Here is a 26006-nt window from a genome sequence, read left to right as displayed (position 1 = left end):
TTCCTTGATGCACGCAAGAACGCATGCACAGGCGCGCGCTCAGCGCGTCAGGCTCAACTCGCCCGGCGCGCCCGCCAGTGTGCGATCCGGACGGCAGTTGACGATCATGATCGCGAGGGTCAGCACATACGGCGCCGCGTTGTACAGGTAGTAGCCGCTCGTCACGCCGATTGCCTGCAACGCGGGGCCGAGCGCACCAGCCGCGCCGAACAGCAGGGCTGCCCACAGACAACGCAACGGCTGCCAGCGCGCGAAAATCACCAGTGCGACCGCCATCAGCCCTTGTCCGCTGGAGAGTCCTTCATTCCAACTGCCGGGATAGACCAGCGACAGATACGCACCGCCGATGCCCGCGAACACACCGCCCACCGCCGTCGCGGCGATACGCACGGACGTGAGCGGGTAGCCCATGGCACGCGCCGTTTCAGCGTGATCGCCGACGAGCCGCAGCACCATCCCCCAGCGGGTATTGCGCAAACCCCATTGCAGAACGAAGGCCAGTGCAACGCCAATCACGAACAGCAGGTTGATATGCAACGCATTGTGTAATTGCGGTGACGAGGTCCACATGCCTAGATCGATAAACGGCAGCATCGGCGCCTGCGGTTCGATAAAGGGCTTGCCGAGATAGAACGCGAGCCCGGTGCCGAGCAGCATCAACGCGATGCCGAAAGCGATATCGGACACGCGCGGCAAGGAACACACGAGGCCATGCAGGCAACCGAGCAGCAAACCGGCGATACCGGCGATCAGCACGCCGGCCCATGGCGAGCCGGTCAAGAAAGCGCCGGCATAGCCGCTCATCGCGCCCGACACCAGAATGCCTTCGAGGCCGAGATTCACACGGCCGCCTTTCTCGGTCAGACATTCGCCAAGGCTGACAAACAGATAAGGCGTACTGACGCGGATCGCACCGGCGAACAGCGACAGCAGCAGGATCGCGATGGGCGAGTGCATATCAGGCATGGGTCTGCTCCAGTTGCACGGGAAGGTCGGTCTGCGCGACGGCCTGCAATTTGACGCGCCACGCGGCGATGCGCCCGCCAAGCGCTTCCCACGCGAGCAGGTTCGCGAACAGGAGGCCTTGAAGGACGAGCGTGGTGGCGTCGGGAAGATCGAGCCGCCGCTGCAGCAGTGACCCACTCGCCTCGATGCCGCCGATCATCAGCGCACACGCGATGATCGCGAGCGGATTCTGGCGCGCCGCGAACGCGACGAGGATGCCCGCATAGCCGTAACCCGCGAGCAAGGACGCATTCGCACTGCCCTGCACCGCCGCGACTTCGAACATGCCGGCGAGTCCGGCAGCAGCGCCGCCCAGGATGCATGCGGTCAAGGCCAGCAGATTGACCGGCAAGCCGACCAGGCGCGCCGCGCGATGGCTGCCGCCCACCACGCGCATCGCGAAGCCCTTGGTGCTGAACTTCACGAACACCCACGCCGCGAGGCAGGCAACGACGCCCCAGAACAGCCCCCAATGCGTGTCGAGTCCGGGGATCGACCCAACCATCATCGCATCGGGTACCGGATAGGTGGACGGCTTGTTCAGGCTCGCGGGATCGCGCAACGGCCCTTCCACCAGATGCTTGAAGAGCGCGATCGCGATATACGACATCAACAGGCTGCTGATGGTCTCGTTGACGCCGCGCCATTGCCGCAACGCGCCGACCGCGCCGATCCAGACGCCGCCGGCCAGCATGCCGGCCACCGCCATCAAGGGCGTGGCGACGAGCCACGGCGTGCCGTGCGGCAGTATCTGCGGGACGATTGCCGCGCACATGCCGCCGAGTGCTAGCGCGCCCTCGCCGCCGATCACGATCAGTCCGACCTGGGCCGGCAGCGCGACGCATAGCGCCGTCAGCATCAGCGGCGCCGCACGCAGCAAGGTGCTCTGCCACGCGAACGACGAGCCGAAAGCGCCCTCGAAGATCAGCCCGATCGCATCGAGCGCCGGCTGTCCCTGCACCAGCAGGAACAGCGAGAACAGCAGCAGCGTGCCGACCACCGCCAACGCGGTCGGCAGCGCGGGCAAGAGTGACAGGATCACTCTCGCAGTAGGGGCATTGGGACGCATCACGGCTCCTTCGCGCATGCACACTCACTCAATCGCACAGGCCGTCGTCAGATCTGACCGACGACACCCGCCACCAGATAATTCATGCTTTCGAGCGTGTAGTCGGTCTGTATATGGCTCGTGCCGGAGGCGATCACCGTGCCGCCTTTGTTGTCCTTCATCGGCCCCTTGAAAATCACGAAATTGCCGGCCACCATGCTGCTTTTGATCGCGTCGGCGTTCTGCTTCGCCTGCGCGCTGACTTTCGCGCCATACGGCGACATCTTCACAAAGCCTTCTTTCAAGCCGCCGCGCAACACGTTCGGCTGCGCGGTGCCGGCCTGTGCGCCGGTGACCAGTTGCCTGTACGGCGTCGCCCAGTCCCATTCCGCACCGGTCAGATAGCCCTTCGGCGCCAGAGCCGCCTGGCTCGCGTGGTAACCGCAGCTCATCGCGCCGCGTTTTTCGGCTGTCTCGACGACGACCTTCGGACCGTCGACGTGGCAGGTCAGCACATCGCAACCCTGATCGACGAGACTGTTGGTGGCTTCGGCTTCCTTCACGGGCATCGACCAGTCGCCCGTGAAAATCACCTGTGTGGTGATCGACGGGTCGACAGACTGCGCGCCGAGCGTGAACGAGTTGATGTTGCGCAGCACCTGCGGAATCGGTTTGGCGGCGACGAAGCCGAGCTTCTTGCTCTTCGTCATATGACCCGCGACCACGCCGTTCAGGTACTGGCATTCGTCGATGTAACCGAAGTAGCTGGTGATGTTCGACGGATTGCCCTGCTTCCACAAACCGCCGCAATGCGCGAAACGCACCTTCGGGTATTTCGCCGCCATCTTCAGCACATGCGGATCGAAGTAGCCGAACGAGGTCGCGAAAATCAGCGTGGCGCCGTCCTGTTCGATCATCGCTTCCATGGTTTTCTGCACGGCGATGGTTTCGGGCACGTTCTCCTCTTCCACCACCTTCACATCGGGCATCTTCTTGATGACGGCGGCAGCGCTCGCCTGAGCCTGGTTGTAGCCGTAGTCGCTACGCGCGCCGACGTAGATCACGCCGACCGTCGTCTTCGGCGCGGCAAATACCGACTGAATCGGCAGGATATTGCCGAGCGTGAGCAGACTGGCGCTCTTGATGAAATTGCGGCGACTGGTCATGGTGTCCAATTCCTTGTGGAGAGGTGAAGAGCGTTGGCCTTTAGTCGACGTTCAGGCTGTCGAGATAAGCGAGCCAGCCGCCAAACGAGGTGATATCGAGTGCGCCACTGCCGTTGCAGATCGCCGCCGGCTCGCAGATGAAGCCCTTCACCGCGAGGCCGCCGGCGAGTTGCACGGTGCCGATGCCGAGCGGCGCGGGCACGTCGGCGACGAATTTGCCGAAGTTGCGCAGCGGCACTTCCCAGACTTCCACGGCGATCGGTGCGCCTTGCCGGTCGGTGACGCGCACGAGGCCCGGTTTCGGTGGCTGCGTATTCGCAAGCGCGTAAAGCGTGTAATCGGCGGCGGTATGCGTCGCCATAACGAAACGCGCGCCGGCTTCCTGCAGTTGCCAGTTCAGCGGCTGGCCGCGCAGATGCGCGCCGACCACAGCGAGCGCAACAGTCGGCTCCTGAAACGGCAGCGGTTCGAGTGCGTTCGCCGCTGTCGCGATTCGCGTTGTCGGCTCGGCAACTGCGGCAGTCTCGCTTTCGCTCGGGAGTTCGTTGCCGCCCGCGAACAGCGCCTGGATCCGGGCGCCCAACTCGGCGAGACGCCGGTCCGCGCCGCTCGGGGCAATCAGCGTGATGCCGGCCGGCAAGCCGTCATGGCGACGCTGGCACGGCACGGCCAACGCGCACAGATCGAGCAGGTTGACGAAATTCGTGTAGTAGCCGAGCTGGCTGTTCAACTCGACCGGATTGGCCTGTACATCGGCGATCAGTGGTTGCGTAGGCGCGGTCGGAACGATCAGAACGTCAATCGACTCGAAAAGCTGTTCGGCGCGGCGTTTCAGCTCGACTAGCGCGTACTGGCCGTTGAACGCGTCGACGGCGCTGTAGCCGTCGGCTTTGCCGATCACCGCGGCCACGACCGGATCGATCGCGTCATGATGCGTGTCGAAGAACGCACCGAGCGCGGCGCGCCGTTCGGCCACCCAGGGACCGTCGTAGAGCAGCGCGCAGACCTGCTTGAGCGGCTGAAAATCGATCGGCTGGGGCTCGAGTGACAGACGGGTCGAGAGCGTATCGAGTGCGGCGCGGAACGCCTGACTCGCCGCCGCGTCGCCGAAGAACTCCAGATGATCCGGCACGCCGATCCGCGGCGCGCCACGCAAGAGACCGAGACCTGGCACCTTGCGCGAGTAGCCGTCGAGCGGATCGAAGCACGCGATTTCGCTGAACACGCGCCAGGCATCGTCGACGTCGTGCGCGAACACCGAGATCGTGTCGAGGCTGCGGCACGCCGGCACGACGCCGCGCTTGCTGACGAGGCCGAGCGACGGTTTCAGCCCGACAAGCCCGTTGAACCCGGCCGGCACTCGGCCTGAGCCAGCCGTGTCGGTACCGAGCGAAAAGGCCACGCAACCCGTCGCGACCGCAACCGCCGAGCCTGAACTCGACCCGCCCGACACATACTGCGGAAATTCGGTGTTCCGCACCGCGCCATAAGGCGAACGCGTGCCGACAAGGCCGGTGGCGAACTGATCGAGATTGGTCTTGCCGATCAGGATCGCGCCGGCGTCGATGAGACGTTGCACGGCGAACGCCGAGGTGTCCGGCGTCGTGCTGAACGACTCGCATGCGGCGGTGGTCGGCAAGCCGGCGACGTCGATATTGTCTTTGACCGCGAACGGTACGCCGAATAGCGGCATCCGTTCGAAGACGGCGCCCCCCTGCTCTTCGTAAAGCGCTTCGAGCGCGCGGGCGCGGGCCTCGAGATCCGCTGCGGGCACACGCAGAATCCAGACTTCCGGCCGGTCGATGTCGGCAATGCGAGCCAGCGCCGACGCCACGACCTCTGTCGGCGTAAGACGTTTGGCGGCGTAGGCCGAGAGGAGACCGCGGACCTTCAGGAGCGAGGGGACAGACACAGGTTTTTCCTTGAGTTCAATCTTGAATACAAGTTTGAACTCAATAAGCACGCGCTATGCCAAGTGGGTTCGAGACTCAGCTTAACGCGCTGTCAGCGTTACCCGGCCTGGTTTTGCGACGATTTCCCGGAGCCTCGGACGGGCCGCGCTGCAGCCCTTCGATCATCGCGTCATGGTGCAGCGCTCCCCAACTCGGGGCTCCTGCGCCCCGCATTCGAACCTGGCGCACAGCGCGGCAGGCGTTACGTCGCACCAGCAGCGACAAACGCGCGCACCATCTCATGTGCCTGCGCCTTGTGATCTTCCTGCCACTGCGTGGCGAGCATGTCGGTGTTGAAAATTCGCGACAACGTAAAAGCGTTCGACTTGTGAAACGAACACAGACTCACCAGAGCGACATACAGATGAAGCGGGTCCATGCCCTTGCGCAACGAGCCGTCGTCTTCGCCACGCGCGATCACCGTACGCAGCAGGCTCAACACCGGCGATGACATTTCGGGAATCGCGCTCGAACGCTTCATCACCCGGGCGCGGTTCAGATTTTCGAACGACAGGAGCTTCGACAGTTCGGGATGGGTCGCGAAGTGCCCCTCGATGAAATCGTAAAGCTGCACGATGGCCGTGACGGGCTCGATCTGGTCGACATCGAGCTTGAGTTTGAGTTCGGCTTCCCGCAGGCGCCCCAGCACGAACTCGAGCACCTCCAGATAAAGCGCCTCCTTGCCGCCGAAGTAGTGGTAAATCATCCGGATGTTGACCTTCGAGCGGCTCGCAATCGTCTCCACGCGCGCGCCGCTTAGCCCCTTGTCGGAAAACTCGGCGATCGCAATCTTGAAGATGCGTTGACGGGTCGCCGCGGCAAGCTTCTGACGCTGGGTCGTGGGCATGGCCGATGCAGCGGAGGTCGATCGGGCGGAAGCACGTTTCATATCGGTGAAAAGCCTGGCGGTGGCTGGGTTGCGTCAAGAGGACGCGTCAGGGTTGCGTAACTTCACGGGATTGTAAGCGCGGCCTCAGCGCCGGAACGGCTGGGTTAGCGCAAGCGGCGCGGTTTGCCGGCCGATCAGCCCCGCCACCGCGATCAGCGCAAGCAGATAAGGCAGCATCGCCAGCAGCGCGGTCGGCACATGCACACCGATCAAGGGCAACTGAAACTGCAACGCGCTCGCGGCGCCGAACAGCAAACACGCACCGACTGTGCGGCCGATCTTCCAGTTGCCGAAGATGATCGCCGCGATTGCGAGGTAGCCAGCGCCACCAGTCATCCCTTCGGTGAAGGTGTGAATGTCACCGATCGAAATGAAACAACCCGCAGCACCCGACATAACGCCTGAAAACAGCACGGCGCCATAACGCAGCCGTGTCACCGACAGCCCCGACTGATCGACCGACCTCGGCGCCGCGCCCACCGCATGCAGCGCCACACCGAGCGCGGTCCGCCGCATCACGAGCGAGGTTGCCAGCAGAATCGCGAGGCCGAGATAGACGAGCCACACCTGATGGAACACGGGCTCGCCGATGACCGGAATCGCACCTAAACCGGGCGGCGACCAGCGCGCGAGGCCGGGAATCACCGCGCTCGAGCGTTCGCCGAACAGTTCGCGATAAGCGAGCGTCGTCGCGCCGAGCGCCAGGATGTTGATGCCGATGCCCGTGACGATCTGATTGGCGCGCAACGTCACGCTCAGGAACGCTTGCAGCAAAGCGATCGGCAGCACGCCGAGCATGCCGATCGCCAGACCCAGCGCCGCATTGCCGGTCGCCCATGCGCCCGCCGCGCCGAGAAATGCGCCCGACAGCATCATGCCTTCCACGCTCATGTTGAGCACGCCGGCCCGTTCGCTGATCAGTTCACCGGTCGAAGCCAGCATCAGCGGGGCGGCAAACCGGATCGAGGAGCCGACGAAAACCGCTACGAATTCCGCGTTCATCGACGTGCTCCTTGCGGCTCGAGCCACAGCGACCCGCCGGCCAGCGCGACGATCACGACGCCCTGCACCACCAGCACCAGCGCGGACGGAACGGATGCGACCATTTCCATATTGATGCCGCCCGAGCGCAGAAAGCCGAACAGCAACGCCGCCGCGCACACGCCGGTTATCGAGCCGCGCGCGAGCAAGCCGACCACGAGACCGTCAAAACCATAGCCCGACGAGAAGCCGGCTTTCAGCGAATATTGATCGCCTTGCAGCATCAATGCGCCAGCGAGACCGCCGAGCGCACCGGCCAATGCCAGCGCGCCGACGATGGTCGACGTGATCGGCATGCCGGCGCGGCGCGCCGCCAGTGCGTTCAGGCCGACTGCGCGCAGATACATGCCGAAGCGGCTATACACCAGCACCAGCGCCACCACGATGCACAGCACGAGCGTGATCGGCAAACCGATATGCAGCCCCGTGGAGCTTGCACTCGACAGCAGCAGAAGTTTGGTCGAGTCGGGAATATCCAGCGACTCGGGCAGCGTGGCTGCGTTGGTCATCGGCTGGCGCAGCAGCGCTTCGGATTGCACGCACCAGTAGAGAAACCACACCGCAATGAACGTCAGCAGCAAGGTGCTGATCACCTCGCTGGTGCCAGCGCGCGCTTTCAGCCAGCCCGGAATCGCGCCCCATGCCGCGCCGGCCAGCGCGGCCGCCAGCATCGGCATGATGAACGACATGCCGAGCGGCAAGTGAGCGACGTGCCCATAGAGGCTGACCGCAGTGGCGGCGATGCCCCCCATCGCGATCTGCCCTTCACCGCCGACGTTGGTCAACTGCGCGCGGTTCGCCAGCACGAAGCCGCTGCCGACCAGCGCGAACACGAGGCTGCGATTGATCGATGCGCCAATCGCGTAAGGCGAGCCCCACGCGCCGTCGGCGAAAGCGGCGAGCGCGTCGCCGAGCGGCACGTGAACGATTGCGATCAACGCGAGCGCCGCTGCAACCGCGAAGAGCGCGGCACCTCCCAGCACGGCCGCGGTTCGCACGCGCCGCGAACCGTGCCATGAGACCAGAGACAAAGAAGTCGACGAGGTTGAAGAGGTTGAAGAGGTCGTGGGAGTCATGCTGTCTGGCCTGCCATCCATGCGCCAATGCGCTCGCGTTGAAGATTGACTTGCGACGCATCCGGCACGCAGGTGCCCATGATGCGGCCGCGATACATGACGAGGACGCGGTCGGCCACCGCCATCAGCTCGTCGAGTTCGGACGAGATCAGTAACACGCCGACGCCCCGGTCGCGCGCGGCGCGAATATGCTCATACACCGCCGCGACCGCGCCGACGTCGAGGCCTCGCGTTGGCTGCGCCGCCACCAGCACGGCGAGCCCTTCGAGCGTGAGCTCGCGCGCCAGCACCGCTTTTTGCTGATTGCCGCCCGACAGGCCGCGAAACGCGACATCGGGACTTGCGGCACGCACATCGAAACGTTGCATCAGCGCGCGGGCGTCGCGCCGCATCGCGCGCCGGCGCATGAAGCCGCGTCGCGTGTAATCGTCGAGGCGGTTGAGAAAGAGGTTTTCCGTCAGACTCATGTCGGGCACACAACCAACCGCGTGCCGGTCCTCCGGCACCACGCCGACACCCGCCTTGGTCAACGTCTGCGGCGCAGCCTGTGTGCAATCTTTGCCCTGCACGAAAAAGCGCCCGGCACTCGCGCGCTGCAAGCCGGCCAGCACCGCACCGAGTTCGCTCTGACCATTGCCTTCCACGCCGGCGATGCCGACGATCTCGCTGCGGTTGACTACTAGCGTGCAGTCTTCAAGGCGCGTGACGCCGCTGGCATCGCGCACCGTAAGGCCGTCGATCTGCAAGGCTTCATCAGCGAGCGGCCGGCCGTAGGGTGAGGCGCTGCGGCTTTTCAGCGGCGCGGGGCTCGCAGTTTGATTCGCGCTGTGCCCCGTGCCGTGTTCCTCAGTCCCCGGCCGTTGAATCATGGCCCGCACGAGCGTATCGACATCGGCTGACGGCGTGCTCGAACGGGCGACCACCCGGCCACTTTGCAGCACCGTCGCACGGCTTGCGATTCGACGGATCTCCGCCAGCTTGTGCGTCACCAGTACAACCGCGCAACCGCGCGCGACAACCCGCGCACAGGTGTCGAGCAACGCATCGATTTCAGCCGGCAGCAGCACGGCGGTCGGCTCGTCCAGCACAAGAAGCCGAGGCTCACGGATCAGACACTTGACGATCTCGACGCGCTGTTTTTCGCCGACCGACAGATCCGCGACCCGCGCATCGGGATCGAGTGCCAGACCCAGATCAGCCACCAGCGCGCGCACCCGTTGCGCCTCGCGTTTGCGGTCGAGCCAGCCGCGGACCTGGCCGAGCAGCAGGTTGTCGAGCACGCTCACGTCTTCGACGAGACTGAAATGCTGATGCACCATCGCGATGCCGTACGCAAGGGCGTCGCGCGGACTGTGGGGCCGATACGGCGCGCCGTCCAACCACATGGAGCCCGCATCGGGCTGATGCACGCCGAACACCACGTTGCACAGTGTCGATTTGCCGGCGCCGTTCTCGCCCAGCAGGCAATGCACTTCGCCCGCGAAGAGTTCGAGCGAGACGTCGCTCAGCGCCTGAAACTGGCCGAAACGCTTGTCGATGCCGTCCATGCGCAGGACAGCGGTGCGCGGCGCGTCGTGACCCGCGTGGGCCGTGGCGCCCTCACCGGCCAACGCCGTTGCGCAAGCGGCAGAAGCTGGAGTGACGTCCATCTCAGCCTTCCGAGACCTTGATCTTGCCGCTCTCGATGTCCTGTTCGATCTGCCTGATCTTCGTCGACATCTCCGGCGTCGGTTTGCAAACCACCATGCCCGACGCTTTCGGCCCCATTGCCAGGCCGAACGCCTTATAGCCCGGTTGCCACGTGCCAGCCGCCATCTGGTCGATTGCATACTGAACCTGATAGCCGACGCCGGTAATCGAATACGCGATATACAGCGGGTCCGTGCCGCAGCGGTCGGTATAGCTGCCGATCACATGTGTGTGCTTTTCGTTGGCCGCCTGCTCCATGCCGCGCAAGCCGAGATTGAGGATGTGATAGTGAACGTCCGCGCCCTGGGAGATGGCCGCGAGTGTCGCTTCCTTCGCCTTCGAGACGTTATCGAAATCGCCCGTGTAGCTCTCGAAGTACTTGATCTTCGGATTGATCGAGCGCGCGCCGTTGCCGAACTCCTTGCCGGCGTTGACGATTGACGGAATCTCCATGCCGCCCACGTAGCTGACCGCGCCGTTCTTCGACAGCATCGCCGCGGCCGCGCCGGCCACGTAAGCAATCTCAGCCTGCTTGACGTCATAGCCCGCCACGTTCGGCGGCATGTCCTGCCCCTTGTTGCCGCCGACGATCGCGAACTTCACATTGGGAAAGCGCCTGGCGATCTTCAGCACCGACGCCTGCGTCTGCCCGCCCACGCCGATCACCAACTGGTTCTTCGACGCGAGGTTGGTCAGCGCCTGCTCCATGTCGGCGTAATTGATGTTTTCGATCATCTGCGTCTTGAGCTTCGGACCCAGTTCCTTCTGCGCGGCAACGAGCCCGTCATAGCCGGACTCCATCCAGCCCTTGTCCGATTTCGAGCCGGGAATCAGCACGCCGACCCGTAACGGATCGGCAGCGAAGGCATGAACCGCGCTGGTGGATACGGCGAGCGCTGCGACGCAGGTGGCGAGGGTTTTGAATCTGCTGATCGACATTCTGGCATTCCTCTTGCGTTTGGTTTCGGTAAGTAGGTTATTCATGAACGAAACAGACGCAACTTCGATGCCATGCCGTGCTTTTGAGCGGCGCCGGACTTCGTTCCGATCTGCTCGAAACAACGGACTGCGCACCTCAGCCGCACCGTGCGGCAAGGTCCTGGCAGCACCCTTTTTATGGCGATTCAGACACGATGGAGAACCTCCGATGAAACAGCACGACGCATATGGCACAAGCGTTTCCGGCCAGTTGGGCCGCGACGGCCGCTATCGCTGGAGTGCCAGCGAGAAACTGGTCGACATGTCGTTACCTCTGCCCGAACCAATCGTCGCGACACTGTCGTGCGAACCGCAAAATGTGCGCATCGACCTGCGCAGCACGGCGATCGTCGTGATCGACATGCAGAATGATTTCTGCACCAACGGAGGGTGGGTTGCCCAGATTGGGGGAGATTTCGAGGTTGACCGCGCACCGATTGCACCATTGCAGCGCCTGCTGCCGGCGCTGCGTGACCGCGGCGTGCCGGTTATTTGGGTCAACTGGGGAAACCGGCCCGACCTCGCCAACATGCCGCCGAACCAGTTGCATCTATATAAACCGACCGGAACCGGCACGGGCCTCGGCGAACCGCTCGCGAGCAACGGCGCGCATGTGCTTGAAAAGGATTCCTGGGCGGCCGCGGTAGTCGAAGAACTCAAGCCCCTGCCCGAGGACATCTGCGTGGACAAGTACCGCATCAGCGGTTTCTGGGACACGCCGCTCGACAGCATCCTGCGCAATCTCGGCATTCGCACGCTGATGTTCGCGGGTGTGAACACCGATCAGTGCGTGCTGCATTCGCTGACTGACGCCAATTTTCTCGGCTATGGCTGCGTGCTGGTGGAAGACTGCTGCGCGACGTCGTCGCCGGCGTTCTGCACGGAGGCCACCGTCTGGAACGTGAAGAAGTGCTTTGGCTTCGTCACCGATTCGACGCGTATCGTCGATGCCCTGGCGGAAGCCGCATGAGTGCATTTATCCCTGGCCCTCGCGTACGGGTGGCTGCGACGGCGACCGGGCCACTCGACGGTCTGCGCTTTGCGGTGAAGGATCTGATCGACGTCGCGGGCGTGACGACAGGTGGCGGCAATCCCGATTGGCGGCGAAGCCACGAGCCGGCGCGTTGTCATGCGCCTTGTGTCGACGCGCTGCTGGCGGCCGGCGCGACGCTCGACGGCAAAACGATTACCGACGAACTCGCCTATAGTCTGGAAGGCGCGAACCATCATGACGGCACGCCGCTCAATCCGCGTTGGCCGCATGCGTTGCCGGGCGGCTCGTCGAGCGGCTCCGCGTCGGCAGTGGCCGGCGGTGAGGTGGACTTTGCGTTAGGCACCGATACCGGCGGCTCGGTGCGCGTTCCCGCTGCGTTCTGCGGATTGTGGGGCATGCGACCGAGTCACGATGCGATTTCGCTTGAGGGTGTGTTGCCGTTCGCGCCATGTTTCGACACGGTCGGCTGGTTCGCGCGATCAATCGATGTGCTTGCCGCGGTGGGTGACGTACTGCTGCCGCAAGCGCCCCCGTCAGCTTTCCCGTCCGGGCAGCCGACGCGCCTGGTTCGTGTCGCCGAGGCGTTCGCCGCGCGTGCGCGCAACGAGCCCGACGATGCTTTACGCCTTGACGCGCTAGCTGAATCGTTAGGCGCGCACACGTCGCTCGAGCTGTTCGCGAGGAACGAGGCGAGTTGGCTTGCGTGTTATCAGGCCGTGCAGGACCTTGAAATCGACGCCTCGCTCGGCGACTGGATCCGCTCGGCGCGGCCGCGTTTCGGCCCCTCCATTGCGGCCCGCTTTGCGCGGCTGGAGACGCTCGATCGAAAGCGGGCTGTGCAATGGCGCGCCGTGCAATACGAACTACGCCGCGTGCTCGACGCGATGTTAGCGCCCGATGCCGTGCTGCTCGTGCCGACCACGCCCGTTGCGCTGTTGCCGAAAGACGTATCGGGCGCCGCAATCGGCCGCTTCTATGACGATGCGCTCACGATGAACTCGATCGCGGCGATTGGCGGCCTGCCGCAAATCACGCTCCCCTTCACCGACGAAATCGACCGTCCGCTTGCGCTGTCGCTCATCGGCGCGCGCGGCAGCGACCGCGGGTTGCTTGCCCTCGCGCGCGATCTATACTCGCAGCGCACCTTGGCGAATCTTCAGTAGCGGAACATTGATGCACAATCTGAAACTCGCCAGCAGCACGCGTGGCATGGTCACCAGCCCGCACGCCGCTGCTAGCGCCGCGGGTCTGGACGTACTGCGTGCGGGCGGCAACGCGATCGAAGCCGCGATTGCCATCGGCGCGGCGCTGTGCGTGACCTATCCGCATTTCACGGGACTCGGCGGCGACGCATTCTGGGTGATCGGCGACCGGCAAGGCATGTTGCGCACGGTATCGGGCATCGGCCAGGCCGCGGCGCAACTGCCGCCGTACGGCGGCGCCATTCCTTTGCGCGGCGCTGCGTCAGCGATCACCACGGCGGCAACCGTCGACACGTGGCATCAGGCTTATCAAATCAGCCGGACCTCATGGGGCGGGCAGCAATCGTGGGCATCGCTGTTCGATCGCGCGCTCGGCTATGCAGCGGAGGGGTTTCCCGTCACGCCTTCGCAGCATTTCTGGCACACACTGCGCGCGAACGAATTGCGTTCCTTGCCAGGCTTTGCGGCAACTTTCGCACCGCACGGCCGTATTCCTGCCATTGCCGAGCGTTTCGCGCAACCGGCGCTGGCGAAGAGCATCGAGCGGATTGCCCGCTTCGGCGCGCGCGAATTCTATGAGGGCGAGCTGGCAGAGCGGATCGCACGGGGTTTGCGCGAGGCCGGTTCGCCGCTGACGTTGAACGATCTGGCGCGAACGCAGGCACGCGATGAGGCGCCGCTGCGTGTGGCCTATCGTGGCGGCGAACTGGTCAGCATGCAGCCGCCGACTCAAGGGGTGACGACCCTGCAAATTATGGGCATGCTCGATCGTTTCGACATCGCGCAAATCGCCGAGGGCACGGCCGACTACTACCACTTGCTGGTGGAAGCGGTGAAGTGCGGGTTCGTAGAGCGCGACCGCTTCGTGTCCGATCCTGAGTTCAACGCCGTGCCGGTCGACGACATGCTTTCGCCCGCCGTGCTCGACGCGCATGCGCGCTCGATCAACTTGCGTGAAGCGCGCCCATGGCCTCATGTGTTCCGCCCGGGCGACACGGTGTTTATCGGCGCGACGGATAGCGAAGGCCGCAGCGTCAGCGTGCTGCAAACGGTTTACTTCGACTGGGGCAGCGGTGTGGCGGCAGGCGATACAGGAATTCTCTGGCACAATCGCGGCGCGTCGTTCAGCACGAATCCCGCGCATCACAACGTCGTGCAACCGGGCAAGCGGCCGTTCCACACGCTCAACCCGGGCGTGTACCTGAAGCATGGCCGGCCACACCTGTTATTTGGCACGCAAGGCGCCGACGGTCAGCCGCAAACGCTGGCCGCGATTCTCACGCGCGTGATCGACTACGGAATGGACCCGCTCACTGCCCTCGCCCGTCCGCGCTTTCTGCTCGGCAAGACCTTCTCCGATACGCGCGATGCCCTGAAGCTCGAAGAGGACGCCGGCGCCGACGTGTTCGCCAAACTCGCTGCACGCGGACATGAGGTGAGCGTTATTCCGGCGCAGAGCCCATTGGCGGGCCACCCAGGCATGATCCGCATCGAGTCGGACGGTGCCGCATCGGGCGCGCACGATCCACGCAGCGACGGCTGTGCGCTCGGGGTGTGACGCGCTCGAGCGTAAAACTACGGTGGCCCCGGTGAGGCGACTTTTGCCGAGATCCAGCTTCGTTACATGGGCCGACTACCCAGGATCGCATATCGCCGGGATGAAGCGCGCAAGGCAACGTCAATGTCGCGCGGCTGCTTCCGTGTCCTCCATCCCATCAAAAAACCTCGCTATGCATGCTCCGTGCAACAATCTGGTTTTTCCGAGTGAGAATCGACTTGAGCCATGACTGACCAGAGCCGCAGCAAGTTGGAAATTAGAAGACTATCGCCGCCGGAATGGATGCACGCATACCCTGTCATCACTCAACTTCGGTCCCTTGAAGAAGCCGAATTCATAGAGCGAGTCCGCCGCCAATCGCATTCGGGCTATGAGCTTGTAGCCGCGTTCGATGACGGGAAGATTGTCGGGGTAATGGGCATGCGGCCCGTTCACACTCTGGCGCGCGGGGCGCATCTGCATATCGATGACCTTGTGGTCGATGCGGCGGGCCGAGGGAGCGGCGTCGGTCGATCCTTGATGGAATATGCCGAAATCGACGCCCGTGCTCGCGGTATGAGCGCGATTTTTCTCGACGCGCGGCCAGACGCCATTGCGTTCTATGAGCGCGAGAGCTACGTACTACACGCGGCGCCATCAATGAAGAAAGCTCTGACTCCGCCACTTCCTCCACGCGGGGCGGATTGACGACGTCGATGCGTCCATTGCCGGCACTCATCGACTGCCCGGTGACAGAGAAAAGTACTTGCCACGACTCGCTTCCTGTAGCGATTCTGCTGTAATTGGACGGATCACTCGAGAATCCACATGGCAAAAATCTGCATCTACGGCGCGGGGTCCATTGGCTGCTATATCGGCGGACGGTTGCTTGCCGCCGGCAGCGAGGTGGATTTTGTCGGGCGTGCCCGTATGGCCGACCTGTTGCAGCAGCAAGGCATCACCCTGTCGCACTACGACAATCGACACTGGTTCGTACCGTCAGAGCGGATCCACATATCTACGCAGGCAGTAAAGGCAGCCGCAGCCGATCTCGTGCTGGTGACCGTCAAGTCCGCCGCGACACCCACCGCGGCGGCGGAACTGGCGAGCGTGCTTCGTCCGGGCGCCGTGGTCGTCAGCTTCCAGAACGGCGTCGGTAATGCGCAGGTGCTGCGCGCGGCGCTGCCGCACCACACAGTGCTGGAGGGGATGGTGCCGTTCAATGTCGTCGAACGCAGCCCGGCTGCGTTTCATCAGGGCTCGGCGGGGAAACTGGAGATCCGGCAAACGCCGGCCTTGCAGCCGTTCGTCGACGATTTCAGAAATGCAGATCTGCCGCTGATCCAGCACGCCGACATGTTGCCGGTGCAGTGGGCCAAGCTGCTGCTCAATCTCAACAACGCGATCAACGCGCTGTCCAACCGGCCACTGAAGGAGGAACTCTCGCAGCGCGCCTACCGGATCTGCCTCGGCATGGCGCAGAAAGAAGCACTCGTGCTTCTGAAGCTGGCCAACATACGGCCGGCCAAAGTGACGCCGCTTCCGGCCACCTGGCTACCGCGTGTTCTCAGCGTGCCTGATGCGTTGTTCGAACGGCTGGGCCGCACGATGCTGACGATCGATCCGCTCGCGCGCTCGTCGATGTCCGACGATCTGGCCGCGGGCCGCACCACGGAAATCGACTGGATCAATGGCGAAGTCGTGCGCCTGGCTGATCGCCTTGGCCGGACGGCGCCGGTGAACGAACGGCTATGCGAGCTCGTGCGCGAAGCCGAGCGAAGCGACGTGCGGCCGTCATGGTCGGGCGAAGCGCTGCTGGCCCAGATGCGAGCCGCAGCGGGTGCCTCTTCGGTACGGCACGCCGCGCGCTAAATATGACCGCGTGTCGGGGCCGTCAGCCTCGCTCGTCACATGCGCTTCAATCCAGCACGGTTGCGTGGACTGCGGTCCCGTAACACAGCACCTCGGTAATACCCCTCGCAATCTCGGTCGCGTCGTATCGCATGCCGATGATGCTGTTCGCCCCCAGATCCGCGGCCTCGGCAAGCATCCGTTCATACGCGTCTTGCCGCGTTCGCTCACACAGCGACGTGTACAGCGAGATGTTGCCGCCGAAAATTGTCTGCAGCGATGCGCCAAGCGAGCCAACGATGGATCGCGACCGAACGACGATCCCGCGAGCGACGCCGAAGGACCGCTCGATCCGGTGCCCCGGAAGCTCAAATGCTGTCGTAACCCTATGCCGTTCTATCATCGCCCTCTCCCGATACGTCTGCGTATCAGCCATTATCCCTATCGATGAGCGACCGTTCCAGATTGGCGTCGATTCTCAGCAACAACGCCAGTAATTGGGTTCGTTCTTCGGACGTAAAGCCGCTCAAGGCTGTTTCGCAAACCTCGTCCATGACCCGCTTGCCGTTGGGCATCTGCTTCGCGGCATGGGGAGTCAACGAGATGAGCCGGCTTCGGCCATCGGCCGGATCGGGCACGCGTTTGACTAGCCCGTCGCGTTCCATCCGGCTCAGCAGTTGAGCCATGCTGGACTGCTCAACCTGCGCCGTACGCGCCAACTCTGCCTGAGACAGGGCGCCGGCTTTTTTCAGCGTCACCAGAACGGGCAACTGGCCATACGCGAATCCCAACTGACGCAGCGGCGTGTCGACCAGCCTCGCAAAGCTTCGATACACCTGGCCGATCAGCCTCATGGGCCGGCCCGGATCTTCGGTGTGCGATTCGCTTGACATATCAATAGGTACCTATATATATTACATAGGTGCCTATATTAATGAAATCTCTCATGAATGCAAACCCCAGGATTGCCATTGTCGGCGGTGGACCCGCGGGACTCACGCTTGCGCGTCTGCTTCATCTTCAAGGGATTACCGCCACGATATTCGAGCGCGATACGCATCCGCTCGAACGACCGCAAGGCGGCACGTTGGACCTGCACGAAGAGTCCGGCCTGCTGGCACTGCAACGTGCCGGCTTGACCGATGCATTCCAGGCGGTCGCCCGCTATGAGGATCAAGGCACACGTCTGCTAGACAAACACGGGCAGGTACTTTTTGAGGACCCCGACACCGCGAGCGGAAATCGGCCCGAAGTCGACCGCACGGCTTTGCGCGCCATGCTGCTCGATGCCCTGCCGGACGGCATGGTTCAGTGGAACCGGCCGCTGCGCGAAGTACTGGACAATGGCGACGGACGCTGGAACCTGCTGTTTGATGCCGGCATTGAAGGTCCATTCGATCTTGTGATCGGCGCCGACGGCACATGGTCACGGGTGCGGCCGCTGCTGTCGCCGTACATGCCTCAATACAGCGGCCTGTGTTTCGTCGAATTCGGCATCGACGACGTCGACCGCTCTCATCCCGTTCTGGCGCGCCTGGTCGGTCGCGGCAAGATGGGCGTGGAAAGCGACGGCAAGGGGCTGATCGTCCAGCGCAACGGTAACGCGCATTTGCGCGGCTACGCAATCTTCCGCGTTCCGCCTGGCTGGGTGGAACGGCGCTTTGATTTCACGTCGCCGAAAGCGGTCCGGGAAGGCTTGATACGCGAATACTCGGGCTTCGCCGAAGGCATCCTGGATCTGTTTCGCGCCAGCAACGATCAATTTGCCGTTCGGCCGATTCATGCCCTGCCCGTAGGGCATTGCTGGACGCACCGCACTGGCCTCACGCTGATTGGTGATGCGGCGCATGTGATGTCGCCATTCGGCGGCGAAGGCGTGAACAATGCGATGCTCGACGCCGCCGAACTTGCGCGGCTGCTGGCTGCGCACTCATCGTGGGACGACGCTGTTTCGGAGTATGAAACATTGATGTTCGCGCGTGTCATCGAGTCCGCCGAAGCTTCAGCCGAAGGCGCCGCGACGTTTCTGTCCCACGACGCCGAAGCGCTGACAATCGAAATGTATCGTCGTCACCGGACAGAATCCGGCGTGCTCACCGGTGGCAGTTGAGCAGCCGTAGATCTGCTATCCCCTCGCCTCACCTCACCTCGCAGAAGCTTTGCAACGCTACGGTTGCTCGAATAAAGCCCAGGCATAGGCATTGCACGTACCGCTGACACGATCACCCCGGTTCAGCGGTATGCACGAAACAGCGTCATTTCTGATCGCCGGCGGCATCTTCGTCGTCATGGGCATTGCGAGTTCAATGTTCGAGCGCCTGCCATGCAGCACGGCGATGTTCTATCTGGCTGCCGGCTTCGTGCTCGGCCCGGCAGGCGTCGGGCTGCTTGCGCTGTCCCTTCCCCACGACGCCGCCCTGCTGCGCATCCTCACGCAAATCGCGCTGCTGGTGTCGCTGTTCGCGATCGGCTTACGGCTGAGGGTACCGGTGCTCGACGCGATGTGGAGCCTGCCGCTGCGGCTCGGATTCCTTGCGATGATCGTCACCGTGCCGCTCCTGACCCTGGCTGGCGTCGGCATATTGAAGCTTGGCTGGGGACCGGCGCTGCTGCTTGCCGCCATTCTGGCGCCGACCGATCCAGTGCTGGCGCATGATGTGCAAGTCCGCCATTCCGGCGATCTCGACCGGGTGCGCTTCGCGCTCTCCGGCGAAGGCGGTCTGAACGACGGTGTTGCTCTACCGTTCGTACTCGCCGGCCTCGCGCTGTGTTCAGACCCGCAAGCAGGCGTCGAGCGGGTGTTTTCGATCGGTTTTCTGGGCATGACGGTATGGGGTATCGGCGGCGCAATAGCCGTGGGCGCCCTGCTGAGCTGGACGACTACCCACGCGGTCACCTGGCTGCGCACTCATCACGCCCAGGCCCTTGGACTCGAAGGTTTCTTTGCGCTTGGCCTGATCGCACTTTCGTACGGCGCTGCGCAACTGCTCCACACGTTCGGATTTCTCGCCGTGTTCGCGGCGGGTGTCGCGATGCGCCGGGCCGAACATCGCGCGAGCGGCAAGCGATCGGCGCCCGCCGCAATCGGGGCCGTCGATCCGGGCGACATCCAGGCGACCGCCGCGCATCCGCGCAAAGCACATGCGTACATGGCCGAATCGGTGCTGGGTTTCACGGTTGAACTCGAGCGGATCGCCGAACTGGCGACGATGATGATCATCGGCAACGTCCTTGCGTCACTCCCTGTGGCGCTCTTCACCTGGTCGAACGCGGCGCTGATCGTCGTATTGTTTGTGCTCGTGCGGCCGCTCGCCGTCGAAGCGTCGCTGATCGGCTCACCGGCCTCACCCGCGCAGCGGCGCTTGATGAGCTGGTTCGGGATTCGCGGGATCGGCTCGTTTTACTATCTCGCGTACGCACTCGAACATGGCCCGCGCGCCGACGTGCTGCCGCTCGTGCCACTCGCACTGGCGGTGGTGACCGCTTCCGTGGTCGTGCACGGTATCTCCGCAACGCCGTTGATGAACTGGTATCAGCGTTTGCGTGGCGTGGCGCGCTGAGTGGTCAGCGTCTGTCCGTTGCCATCGCGCGAAATCCTTTCCTGCCGCGCGATCTCCGGCATGTCGCGCTCCTTCCGGGGAGACTGGCGCAAGACTTGCGGGCTTAAGCCATGCCGAGCCATTGCTCGATAACGGGACCACGCTCACCCAGCACCGGATCGCTGGGGGGAAACGGCAGCGACTCCATTGCGGCGAGTTCTTCCGGGGTCAGCTTGTCGCGCCTGATGTCCCATTGTTGCCCCGCCGGGTACGCGCCCACCACGCGCAGATTGCCGTTGAACGCCTGCAGGCAATGTCCGGTGCCGGCAGGCAGCAGCAGCGCATCGCCCGGATGCAGGGTGGCCACGCTTCCGCCCGGGCCGCCAATGATGACATCGGCTGAACCCGACGCGACGCCCAGCACTTCGTGCGCGGTCGAATGAAAATGATGGTAGTCGAAAATACCGTCGCGCCATTGCGGCGGCCATTGGTTATGCTCGAAAAGCGCCTCGAATTCGGCGGCCAGATCGCCGCCTGCACCCGGTATCGCCGTTCGATAGATCGCTACGGCGAGTTTGCTGTTGTTCGGCACCCAGTCGCGTGGCGCCAGCGTGAACGCTTCGTAGTATCCCCGTTCTATCTGCCGCTCGTATCGCATATGACTCCCTGCTTGCGAAGCTGTGTGCCCGCAAGCATCGTCTTGCTCGACGATGCACGATGAACCTCGGCGGAAAACCTTACATCGCTGCGCGCATCATTTACAAACGCCGACGCGCTGCGGGCACGGACTCGTGAGCGTTTGTCATGCAGCCCTTCTCTACCGAGAAGGCGCCGGCCACAGTGCAGCCCAGGACACAGGACTCACGCTGGCGTGGTTTACCAACACGCGAAGCACGTCCTGTGCCGTGCCGCCGCAATCATGACACTGCCGACAGCCCGCGCGACGCCCTGTTTTCCGTCCGAACCTTCATCTCCGGCCGACTTAACCCACCAAGCGCTTCCCGCAGATGAAATTTGTCTGTCGAGACATGCAGCAGTTGCGCCAGCTCCGTCAACGACTGCGCCGCTGCTGCCGCCTGTTCGACCAGCGCGGCGTTTTGCTGCGTCATGCTATCCATCTGCGTAACGGCAATGTTGACCTGATTGATGCCGGCGCTTTGCTCCTTGGCGGCCGCCGTGATCTCGTGTACGACCCCGGACACTCTCGCGATCGCATCGCGCGCAGCCTCGATTGTCTGCCCGGTTTTATCGACGAGTTCAACGCCGCTCTGCACCTTTCCCACCGCGCGATTGATCAGAACCCGAATTTCTTTTGCCGCACTCGCACTGCGCTGCGCCAGCGTACGCACTTCGCCGGCCACGACAGCGAAACCGCGTCCCTCGTCTCCAGCTCGCGCCGCTTCCACCGCGGCATTGAGCGCGAGGATATTGGTCTGAAACGCAATGCCTTCGATTACTGAAATGATCTCCACCATCCTGTGCGATTCGCTCGACACCTCCTGCATGGTCGACGCCGCTGCCGTTGCCATCTCGCCACCGCGATTGACGACTTCCTCCGCATTCGCCGTCATTTCACTTGCCGTTTGAGCGTTCTCGGCCGTCTGTCTGACCATCGCGGTCATTTGCTCCATGCTGGCAGCGGTTTGCTCGAGCGAGGCGGCCTGATTCTCGGTACGCGCGGACAGGTCGGCGTTGCCCGCGGCAATCTCGCCCGCGCCCATCGCCACCTTGCTGGCGGCGTCCTTGATCTGTCCAATCGTGTCGGCGAGCCCGTCGCGCATACTCTGCATCACATGCAACAGACTGGAATCGTCGGTCCGGCGGGTATCGATGTCGATGGCGAGGTTACCCAGCGTGATCTCGGCGGCCACCTGGGCTGCATAGGCCGGGTCTCCGCCGATCGTGCGTTGAATGCTGCGGTTAGTGAACGAGACCAGCGTCGACAGCAGTACCGCGAGTCCGGCAAATATGCCGCCCACGAGATAGAGCGACTCTTTGAACGCCGCGTCGATATCGTCCACATAAGCGCCGGTAGCGATAATCCAGTCCCACGGCGCATATCGCACGACGTAGCCGATCTTGTCGACCGCTGCATTGGCCGGATCGTGTGGATGGGGAAACACGTAATCGACGAAACCACCGTTGGGCGCCTGCGCGACCGAAGCGAACGTCACGTAATGATGGCGGCCATCGGCATCGGCGGTTCCCGCGAGGTCTTTTCCATTCAATGCGGGTTTCATCGCATGCATGACCATGCGCGGTTTGGAATCGATCACGAGAAAATAACCGTCTTCGCCATAGCGGATATTGCGCAGCCGCTCGAGTGCCTGTTTGCGGGCATCCGCCTCGGTGAGCGCGCCGTTCTGCGCAAGTGTCGCGTATTCCTTCACGATGCTGAGCCCTACATGGGCGACATTGACCAGATCGTTCTTACGCTCTTCAATGCGGGTCTGACGGGACAACCATGCCGCCGACACGGACACCACGAGGAGTGCCATCAGACTGACGATCAGAGGCAGCCAGAGCTTTTGCGTGAAACTGAATCGGTGCATGCACGCTCCACAACGCTATCGAGGGTTCGCCCCAGGTCTCGTTACGGCCGTGCTGCTGCGACCCGGGGATCGGCGAGCCGTTGCCTGAACACGGCTACCCGCTCTGTTTATCGACATGGACGGTGCGGATATGTCTAGAGACAAACCCTTGCGGACACATTAAGCCGCGCAAGAGGATCGACCCGGCGTGGCCGGGAGCCGATCGCGGCCGGCCAACGCCTACGCCGCGCGCCGGCGCAGGCGATGCCGTTCCCAAAGAAAGGTGCCCGAAACTCAGTGACTGATCGCCTCCAAAGCCAGCCCGCGAGTAGGCGGTCCAAGCAGAATCATGCAGATCGCGACGATCATCGAGATACCGATAAAGACCGCGACGCCGGGTACGCCGTAGCCGTGCAGCAAAACCCCGATCGCAAGACCGGCGAAAGCCGCGGAAATCCGACTCCACGAGTAGACGAACCCGATGGCGCGCGCGCGCACCCGAGTCGGGTATAGCTCGGCCTGGTAGCCGTGATACGCGTAGGACATGATGTTCGACGACAGCGTGAACAGAACGCCGAGCGCAATCAGCAGCCAGGGCTCGGAAGCTTGCGAGAACACCGCAATCACCACGCCCATGACGACAAGACCGCCAATGATCTGAACCTTGCGTTCCACCCGGTCTGCAAACCAGGTGCCGAGCAGTGGGCCAAAGGGGTTGGCAATGGCAATGACGAAGGCGTAGCCGAGGCTGGCAGTCACATGAATGCCGCGGTGAATCAGCAGCGTCGGCACCCAGGCCGCGAAGCCGTAGAAGCCGATCACCTGAGCCATGTTGAAAATCGACAGGATGATCGTGCGGCGGCGATACTGGGACGTAAAAATTTCTCGCAACGTGCCCGCCGCCTGACTCTCCGGCATGACGGCCTGCGGTGCGGCGAGTGGAATGCCTTTCTCCGCGACCACGCGGCGCTCGATATCCGTGACAATGCGCTCCGCTTCGTCGACCTTGCCATGCCGCGCCAGCCAGCGTGGGCTTTCAGGAATGTGGCGCCGCAGGATCCAGACCACGATTGCACCTACCGAGCCAATCAGGATGACGACGCGCCAATAGTCGAGCCCTAGCGGCCGGGTGCCTTTCAAGACGAAGGCAAGGAACGCCACCACCGGCACAACGGAGAACGTGATGAACTGATTGACCGCGTAAGCGCGTCCACGCTGGCCGCTTGAAATCAGTTCGGAAATGTAAGTATCGATAGTCACCAGTTCGACCCCGATCCCTATTCCGGCAATGAAGCGCCAGATATCGAGGCCCAGCCCGGACGACTGGAAGGCCATGATGATCGTGCACACCATGTACCAGATCAGCGACCACGTGAAGACCAGACGGCGGCCAAAGCGGTCGGCGACATAACCGAATACCAGCGTGCCCACCCACAGACCGGCAAACGTCGCGAACACGAAGGTGCCAAAGCCGGACACGGCCAGCGGTTGAAGCGACGCGAGAAAGCCCAGCGATTCAGGCTTGAAAAGCCCGGACTCGTTCATACCCGGCGCAACGTAACCCGTAAAGAACAGGTCGTAGAACTCGAACACGCCGCCAAGCGAGATCAGGATCACCATCGTCCAGATGGTGCGCGATGGCGGCAAACGGTCGAGCCGCGCGGCAATTTCGGCTGCTTTCTGCTGGGACATAGGATTCCTCGCTTTGCGTTATCCGCGCCGTCGGCGTTGGCATCCCGGCACTTTCGGGTAAGGCTGCGGCAACCGGTCCGCAACGCGATTCTTTGCCGGAATCTGGACGGCAATCTCGCACATGTTCACGAGCGGGCGCAATGCGTGTCAGTACCGAGAAGGGCGCAGCTCGGCGGGCACGCTCAGTGCGTTGCCGCGTGCGAGAACTGGAACACGTTGAGCGCATCGCGCGGGCTTTGCGCCAGACAAGACGCGATCGATTCGCGGCGGTCGGCTGCATATCGGCGCGCGGCCGGATTTCTGGAGTAAGGAAAACGCGGATGCATAACGGCGGCCGCCTCGATGGCCGAGCCTCGATGGCCGCCGAAACGACAGCGGGCGGCTCCCGCTATCCAGGAAGCCGCCCGCGTCAATTCGCTGAAAACCCTTAGAACGAATGCCGCATGCCGATCCGCACGTCAGACTGCGTATTCGACGTCGACGGTGCGAAGCTGTAGCCGATCACCGCGTTCACGCCATTCGAGGCGCGCAGGTAGTCGCCGGAAACGTAGACATCGGTACGTTTGGAAAGCAGGTAATGCAAGCCGAGCGAGCCCTGGTTCCAGTGATTGCCTTCGAAACTCGTGTGCTGATAGCCGCCGTAAAGCGACAACGCCGGCGTGAAGTTATACGACGCGCCCGCTTCGTACACCTGCATATGCGAGGTCTGTCCGAAGCCCTTGATCGTCGTATACGTGAAGTCGCCCGTGAGCATCAGGTTGCCGATCGTATAGGCGGCGCCGACCGCGAACGCACCCTGCTTATCCACCGGAAATGCCGACGCGCTATACAGATCGGTCACCGCGCCCGTGGCCGGATCGACGGACACGGTCGGTTGGCCGAGGAAGGTCCGCGTGCCGATCATCGCGTACGGGTCGAAAGCATAGATGCCGTACGGATTGTTCAACTGCGTATACGCGAGGCCCATGTTGAACGGGCCGTGGTCATAGTGCGCGCCGACGCTCCATGCGCTCTTCTGATGGAAGTCGCCGGCGGTGTTGCCGAACGAGTACATGCCGCCAAAGGTGAAGCCGGAGAAATCGTTCGACAGGAACTTCACTGAATTCGGCAGACGATCGCCGTTCATCCGGTCGAAGTCGCCCTGGTGGATCGCGTAACCGCTCGCCCATGCCGAAATGTTGTACAGGTAGACGAACTCTTCCGTCATATCGAGCTGATTGCCGAACGAGAAAGTACCCCAGCCGTTCTTGATACCCACGTAAGCCTGGCGTCCGAATTCAGCACCGCCGAATCCCAGTTGGCCATTGCCCAGGTGAAAACCCGATTCGAGTACGAAGACCGCCTGCAAACCGCCGCCCAGATCTTCTACGCCTTTAAAGCCGATCCGGTTGCCGTAGGAAATACCGTCGTCGAATTTGAACTGGTGTGCGCCCCCGGCATTGTTCACGTAGGTGATGCCGGCATCCAGAATCCCGTACAGCGTGACACTGCTTTGCGCATGGGCCACCGTTGGTGCACATACCGCGCTTGCCGCGAGAGCAAGTCCCGAAAGACTAACGGCATTTCTCTTCTTCATCTAATTCTCCCCTGCTCTTTGCCTGCGTATTTCGTTGGATAAAGCGATCTCCGCTGCGCGTTGTCTTGCAACGCACCGCGCTTCTCGCATGACGGGCAGTTCGAAATCGGCTGAGACTGGTTGAAACGAATTGAAGCTATCGGCGATGCATGTAACGATTTGTCATGTTTGCATCGACGGCTAAAGAATACGAGTCCAGATTTATGAAGATTCGACCTGATGCGACATGAATCTGTCGAG

The 26006-nt window shown here is 63.0% G+C and carries 22 protein-coding genes; 7 read left to right on the top strand and 15 right to left on the bottom strand.

Annotated elements, in window-relative coordinates; genetic code table 11:
• Positions 1-39: 39 nt before the first annotated feature.
• The 9 genes from AC57B6_RS19755 to AC57B6_RS19715 all read right to left on the bottom strand — a co-directional run bounded on the left by AC57B6_RS19755 (position 40) and on the right by AC57B6_RS19715 (position 10805).
• On the bottom strand, positions 40-966 hold the full coding sequence (locus AC57B6_RS19755; protein WP_028194474.1) for an ABC transporter permease: 927 nt from the start codon (positions 964-966) through the stop codon (positions 40-42).
• Positions 959-2074 carry an ABC transporter permease gene (locus tag AC57B6_RS19750; protein WP_496421946.1) on the bottom strand — a complete coding sequence of 372 codons (1116 nt, stop codon included), beginning with the start codon at positions 2072-2074 and terminating at the stop codon, positions 959-961. The genes AC57B6_RS19755 and AC57B6_RS19750 overlap by 8 nt, the downstream gene beginning before the upstream one ends.
• 47 nt (positions 2075-2121) lie before the next feature.
• Positions 2122-3219 (bottom strand): BMP family ABC transporter substrate-binding protein, encoded by a 1098-nt coding sequence (locus tag AC57B6_RS19745; RefSeq protein WP_028194472.1) that lies wholly within the window; start codon positions 3217-3219, stop codon positions 2122-2124.
• Between the two features lie 40 nt (positions 3220-3259).
• Positions 3260-5131: an allophanate hydrolase gene (gene atzF / locus AC57B6_RS19740; protein WP_496421945.1), complete on the bottom strand. Its 1872-nt coding sequence runs from the start codon at positions 5129-5131 to the stop codon at positions 3260-3262.
• Positions 5132-5373: 242 nt separating this feature from the next.
• Positions 5374-6060 carry a TetR/AcrR family transcriptional regulator gene (locus AC57B6_RS19735; protein WP_028194470.1) on the bottom strand — a complete coding sequence of 229 codons (687 nt, stop codon included), beginning with the start codon at positions 6058-6060 and terminating at the stop codon, positions 5374-5376.
• An 84-nt stretch (positions 6061-6144) separates the two neighbouring features.
• Positions 6145-7062: an ABC transporter permease gene (locus AC57B6_RS19730; RefSeq protein WP_028194469.1), complete on the bottom strand. Its 918-nt coding sequence runs from the start codon at positions 7060-7062 to the stop codon at positions 6145-6147.
• The gene (locus AC57B6_RS19725) at positions 7059-8177 is read right to left on the bottom strand and encodes an ABC transporter permease (protein WP_252890191.1); all 1119 of its coding nucleotides are present in this window, start codon (positions 8175-8177) and stop codon (positions 7059-7061) included. The genes AC57B6_RS19730 and AC57B6_RS19725 overlap by 4 nt, the downstream gene beginning before the upstream one ends.
• Positions 8174-9826, bottom strand: coding sequence for an ABC transporter ATP-binding protein (locus AC57B6_RS19720; protein WP_496421944.1), 1653 nt, complete (start codon positions 9824-9826; stop codon positions 8174-8176). Before AC57B6_RS19720 ends, AC57B6_RS19725 begins: the two co-directional genes overlap by 4 nt.
• Position 9827: 1 nt before the next feature.
• Positions 9828-10805: a BMP family protein gene (locus AC57B6_RS19715; RefSeq protein WP_030100575.1), complete on the bottom strand. Its 978-nt coding sequence runs from the start codon at positions 10803-10805 to the stop codon at positions 9828-9830.
• A 208-nt stretch (positions 10806-11013) separates the two neighbouring features.
• On the opposite strand from AC57B6_RS19715, the gene AC57B6_RS19710 reads away from it, so the two are divergent.
• The 5 genes from AC57B6_RS19710 (at position 11014) to AC57B6_RS19690 (ending at position 16449) form a co-directional block, all read left to right on the top strand.
• Complete coding sequence (locus tag AC57B6_RS19710; RefSeq protein ID WP_178371203.1) at positions 11014-11814, top strand: cysteine hydrolase family protein; 801 nt, start codon at positions 11014-11016, stop codon at positions 11812-11814.
• Complete coding sequence (locus tag AC57B6_RS19705) at positions 11811-13001, top strand: amidase (protein WP_496421943.1); 1191 nt, start codon at positions 11811-11813, stop codon at positions 12999-13001. The genes AC57B6_RS19710 and AC57B6_RS19705 overlap by 4 nt, the downstream gene beginning before the upstream one ends.
• Before the next feature lie 10 nt (positions 13002-13011).
• Complete coding sequence (locus AC57B6_RS19700; RefSeq protein ID WP_496421942.1) at positions 13012-14598, top strand: gamma-glutamyltransferase family protein; 1587 nt, start codon at positions 13012-13014, stop codon at positions 14596-14598.
• A gap of 225 nt (positions 14599-14823) precedes the next feature.
• A complete protein-coding gene (locus tag AC57B6_RS19695) occupies positions 14824-15285 on the top strand; it encodes a GNAT family N-acetyltransferase (protein ID WP_496421941.1) in 462 nt (153 codons plus the stop codon).
• Positions 15286-15405: 120 nt separating this feature from the next.
• Positions 15406-16449, top strand: a complete 1044-nt coding sequence (locus AC57B6_RS19690) for a 2-dehydropantoate 2-reductase (RefSeq protein WP_496421940.1) — start codon at positions 15406-15408, stop codon at positions 16447-16449.
• 46 nt (positions 16450-16495) lie between these two features.
• Here AC57B6_RS19690 and AC57B6_RS19685 read toward each other — a convergent pair whose 3' ends face one another.
• Both AC57B6_RS19685 and AC57B6_RS19680 read right to left on the bottom strand, forming a co-directional pair.
• Positions 16496-16831, bottom strand: a complete 336-nt coding sequence (locus tag AC57B6_RS19685) for a YbjQ family protein (protein WP_454807479.1) — start codon at positions 16829-16831, stop codon at positions 16496-16498.
• A gap of 25 nt (positions 16832-16856) precedes the next feature.
• Complete coding sequence (locus AC57B6_RS19680) at positions 16857-17282, bottom strand: MarR family winged helix-turn-helix transcriptional regulator (protein ID WP_235430068.1); 426 nt, start codon at positions 17280-17282, stop codon at positions 16857-16859.
• A 92-nt stretch (positions 17283-17374) separates the two neighbouring features.
• Here AC57B6_RS19680 and AC57B6_RS19675 point away from each other — a divergent pair, with 92 nt between their 5' ends.
• Positions 17375-18538 carry an FAD-dependent oxidoreductase gene (locus AC57B6_RS19675; protein WP_496421939.1) on the top strand — a complete coding sequence of 388 codons (1164 nt, stop codon included), beginning with the start codon at positions 17375-17377 and terminating at the stop codon, positions 18536-18538.
• 130 nt (positions 18539-18668) lie between these two features.
• A complete protein-coding gene (locus tag AC57B6_RS19670; protein ID WP_183803797.1) occupies positions 18669-19988 on the top strand; it encodes a cation:proton antiporter in 1320 nt (439 codons plus the stop codon).
• A gap of 103 nt (positions 19989-20091) precedes the next feature.
• Here AC57B6_RS19670 and AC57B6_RS19665 read toward each other — a convergent pair whose 3' ends face one another.
• The 4 genes from AC57B6_RS19665 to AC57B6_RS19650 form a co-directional block, all read right to left on the bottom strand.
• Positions 20092-20625: a cupin domain-containing protein gene (locus AC57B6_RS19665; protein ID WP_106356551.1), complete on the bottom strand. Its 534-nt coding sequence runs from the start codon at positions 20623-20625 to the stop codon at positions 20092-20094.
• A 259-nt stretch (positions 20626-20884) separates the two neighbouring features.
• A complete protein-coding gene (locus AC57B6_RS19660) occupies positions 20885-22519 on the bottom strand; it encodes a methyl-accepting chemotaxis protein (RefSeq protein ID WP_496421938.1) in 1635 nt (544 codons plus the stop codon).
• 273 nt (positions 22520-22792) lie between these two features.
• The gene (locus AC57B6_RS19655) at positions 22793-24190 is read right to left on the bottom strand and encodes an MFS transporter (protein ID WP_496421937.1); all 1398 of its coding nucleotides are present in this window, start codon (positions 24188-24190) and stop codon (positions 22793-22795) included.
• A gap of 427 nt (positions 24191-24617) precedes the next feature.
• A complete protein-coding gene (locus AC57B6_RS19650) occupies positions 24618-25766 on the bottom strand; it encodes a porin (protein ID WP_028194454.1) in 1149 nt (382 codons plus the stop codon).
• Positions 25767-26006 lie beyond the last annotated feature (240 nt).

The organism is Paraburkholderia sp. BGA-UO-ETr-F12 (genome assembly GCF_059567945.1).
Note: the sequence above shows the minus strand (reverse complement) of the source record. Positions and strands in the feature narration are given on the sequence as shown.

What these genes read in the sequence shown, in the direction of transcription:
- AC57B6_RS19655 (WP_496421937.1), bottom strand. Translation starts at nt 24,190, where the DNA reads ATGTCCCAGCAGAAAGCAGCCGAAATTGCCGCGCGGCTCGACCGTTTG.
- AC57B6_RS19725 (WP_252890191.1), bottom strand. Translation starts at nt 8,177, where the DNA reads ATGACTCCCACGACCTCTTCAACCTCTTCAACCTCGTCGACTTCTTTG.
- AC57B6_RS19750 (WP_496421946.1), bottom strand. Translation starts at nt 2,074, where the DNA reads ATGCGTCCCAATGCCCCTACTGCGAGAGTGATCCTGTCACTCTTGCCC.
- AC57B6_RS19650 (WP_028194454.1), bottom strand. Translation starts at nt 25,766, where the DNA reads ATGAAGAAGAGAAATGCCGTTAGTCTTTCGGGACTTGCTCTCGCGGCA.
- AC57B6_RS19700 (WP_496421942.1), top strand. Translation starts at nt 13,012, where the DNA reads ATGCACAATCTGAAACTCGCCAGCAGCACGCGTGGCATGGTCACCAGC.
- AC57B6_RS19715 (WP_030100575.1), bottom strand. Translation starts at nt 10,805, where the DNA reads ATGTCGATCAGCAGATTCAAAACCCTCGCCACCTGCGTCGCAGCGCTC.
- AC57B6_RS19745 (WP_028194472.1), bottom strand. Translation starts at nt 3,219, where the DNA reads ATGACCAGTCGCCGCAATTTCATCAAGAGCGCCAGTCTGCTCACGCTC.
- AC57B6_RS19735 (WP_028194470.1), bottom strand. Translation starts at nt 6,060, where the DNA reads ATGAAACGTGCTTCCGCCCGATCGACCTCCGCTGCATCGGCCATGCCC.
- AC57B6_RS19685 (WP_454807479.1), bottom strand. Translation starts at nt 16,831, where the DNA reads ATGATAGAACGGCATAGGGTTACGACAGCATTTGAGCTTCCGGGGCAC.
- AC57B6_RS19675 (WP_496421939.1), top strand. Translation starts at nt 17,375, where the DNA reads ATGAATGCAAACCCCAGGATTGCCATTGTCGGCGGTGGACCCGCGGGA.
- AC57B6_RS19660 (WP_496421938.1), bottom strand. Translation starts at nt 22,519, where the DNA reads ATGCACCGATTCAGTTTCACGCAAAAGCTCTGGCTGCCTCTGATCGTC.
- AC57B6_RS19695 (WP_496421941.1), top strand. Translation starts at nt 14,824, where the DNA reads ATGACTGACCAGAGCCGCAGCAAGTTGGAAATTAGAAGACTATCGCCG.
- AC57B6_RS19730 (WP_028194469.1), bottom strand. Translation starts at nt 7,062, where the DNA reads ATGAACGCGGAATTCGTAGCGGTTTTCGTCGGCTCCTCGATCCGGTTT.
- AC57B6_RS19680 (WP_235430068.1), bottom strand. Translation starts at nt 17,282, where the DNA reads ATGAGGCTGATCGGCCAGGTGTATCGAAGCTTTGCGAGGCTGGTCGAC.
- AC57B6_RS19690 (WP_496421940.1), top strand. Translation starts at nt 15,406, where the DNA reads ATGGCAAAAATCTGCATCTACGGCGCGGGGTCCATTGGCTGCTATATC.
- AC57B6_RS19705 (WP_496421943.1), top strand. Translation starts at nt 11,811, where the DNA reads ATGAGTGCATTTATCCCTGGCCCTCGCGTACGGGTGGCTGCGACGGCG.
- AC57B6_RS19755 (WP_028194474.1), bottom strand. Translation starts at nt 966, where the DNA reads ATGCCTGATATGCACTCGCCCATCGCGATCCTGCTGCTGTCGCTGTTC.
- AC57B6_RS19720 (WP_496421944.1), bottom strand. Translation starts at nt 9,826, where the DNA reads ATGGACGTCACTCCAGCTTCTGCCGCTTGCGCAACGGCGTTGGCCGGT.
- AC57B6_RS19665 (WP_106356551.1), bottom strand. Translation starts at nt 20,625, where the DNA reads ATGCGATACGAGCGGCAGATAGAACGGGGATACTACGAAGCGTTCACG.
- AC57B6_RS19670 (WP_183803797.1), top strand. Translation starts at nt 18,669, where the DNA reads ATGCACGAAACAGCGTCATTTCTGATCGCCGGCGGCATCTTCGTCGTC.
- AC57B6_RS19710 (WP_178371203.1), top strand. Translation starts at nt 11,014, where the DNA reads ATGAAACAGCACGACGCATATGGCACAAGCGTTTCCGGCCAGTTGGGC.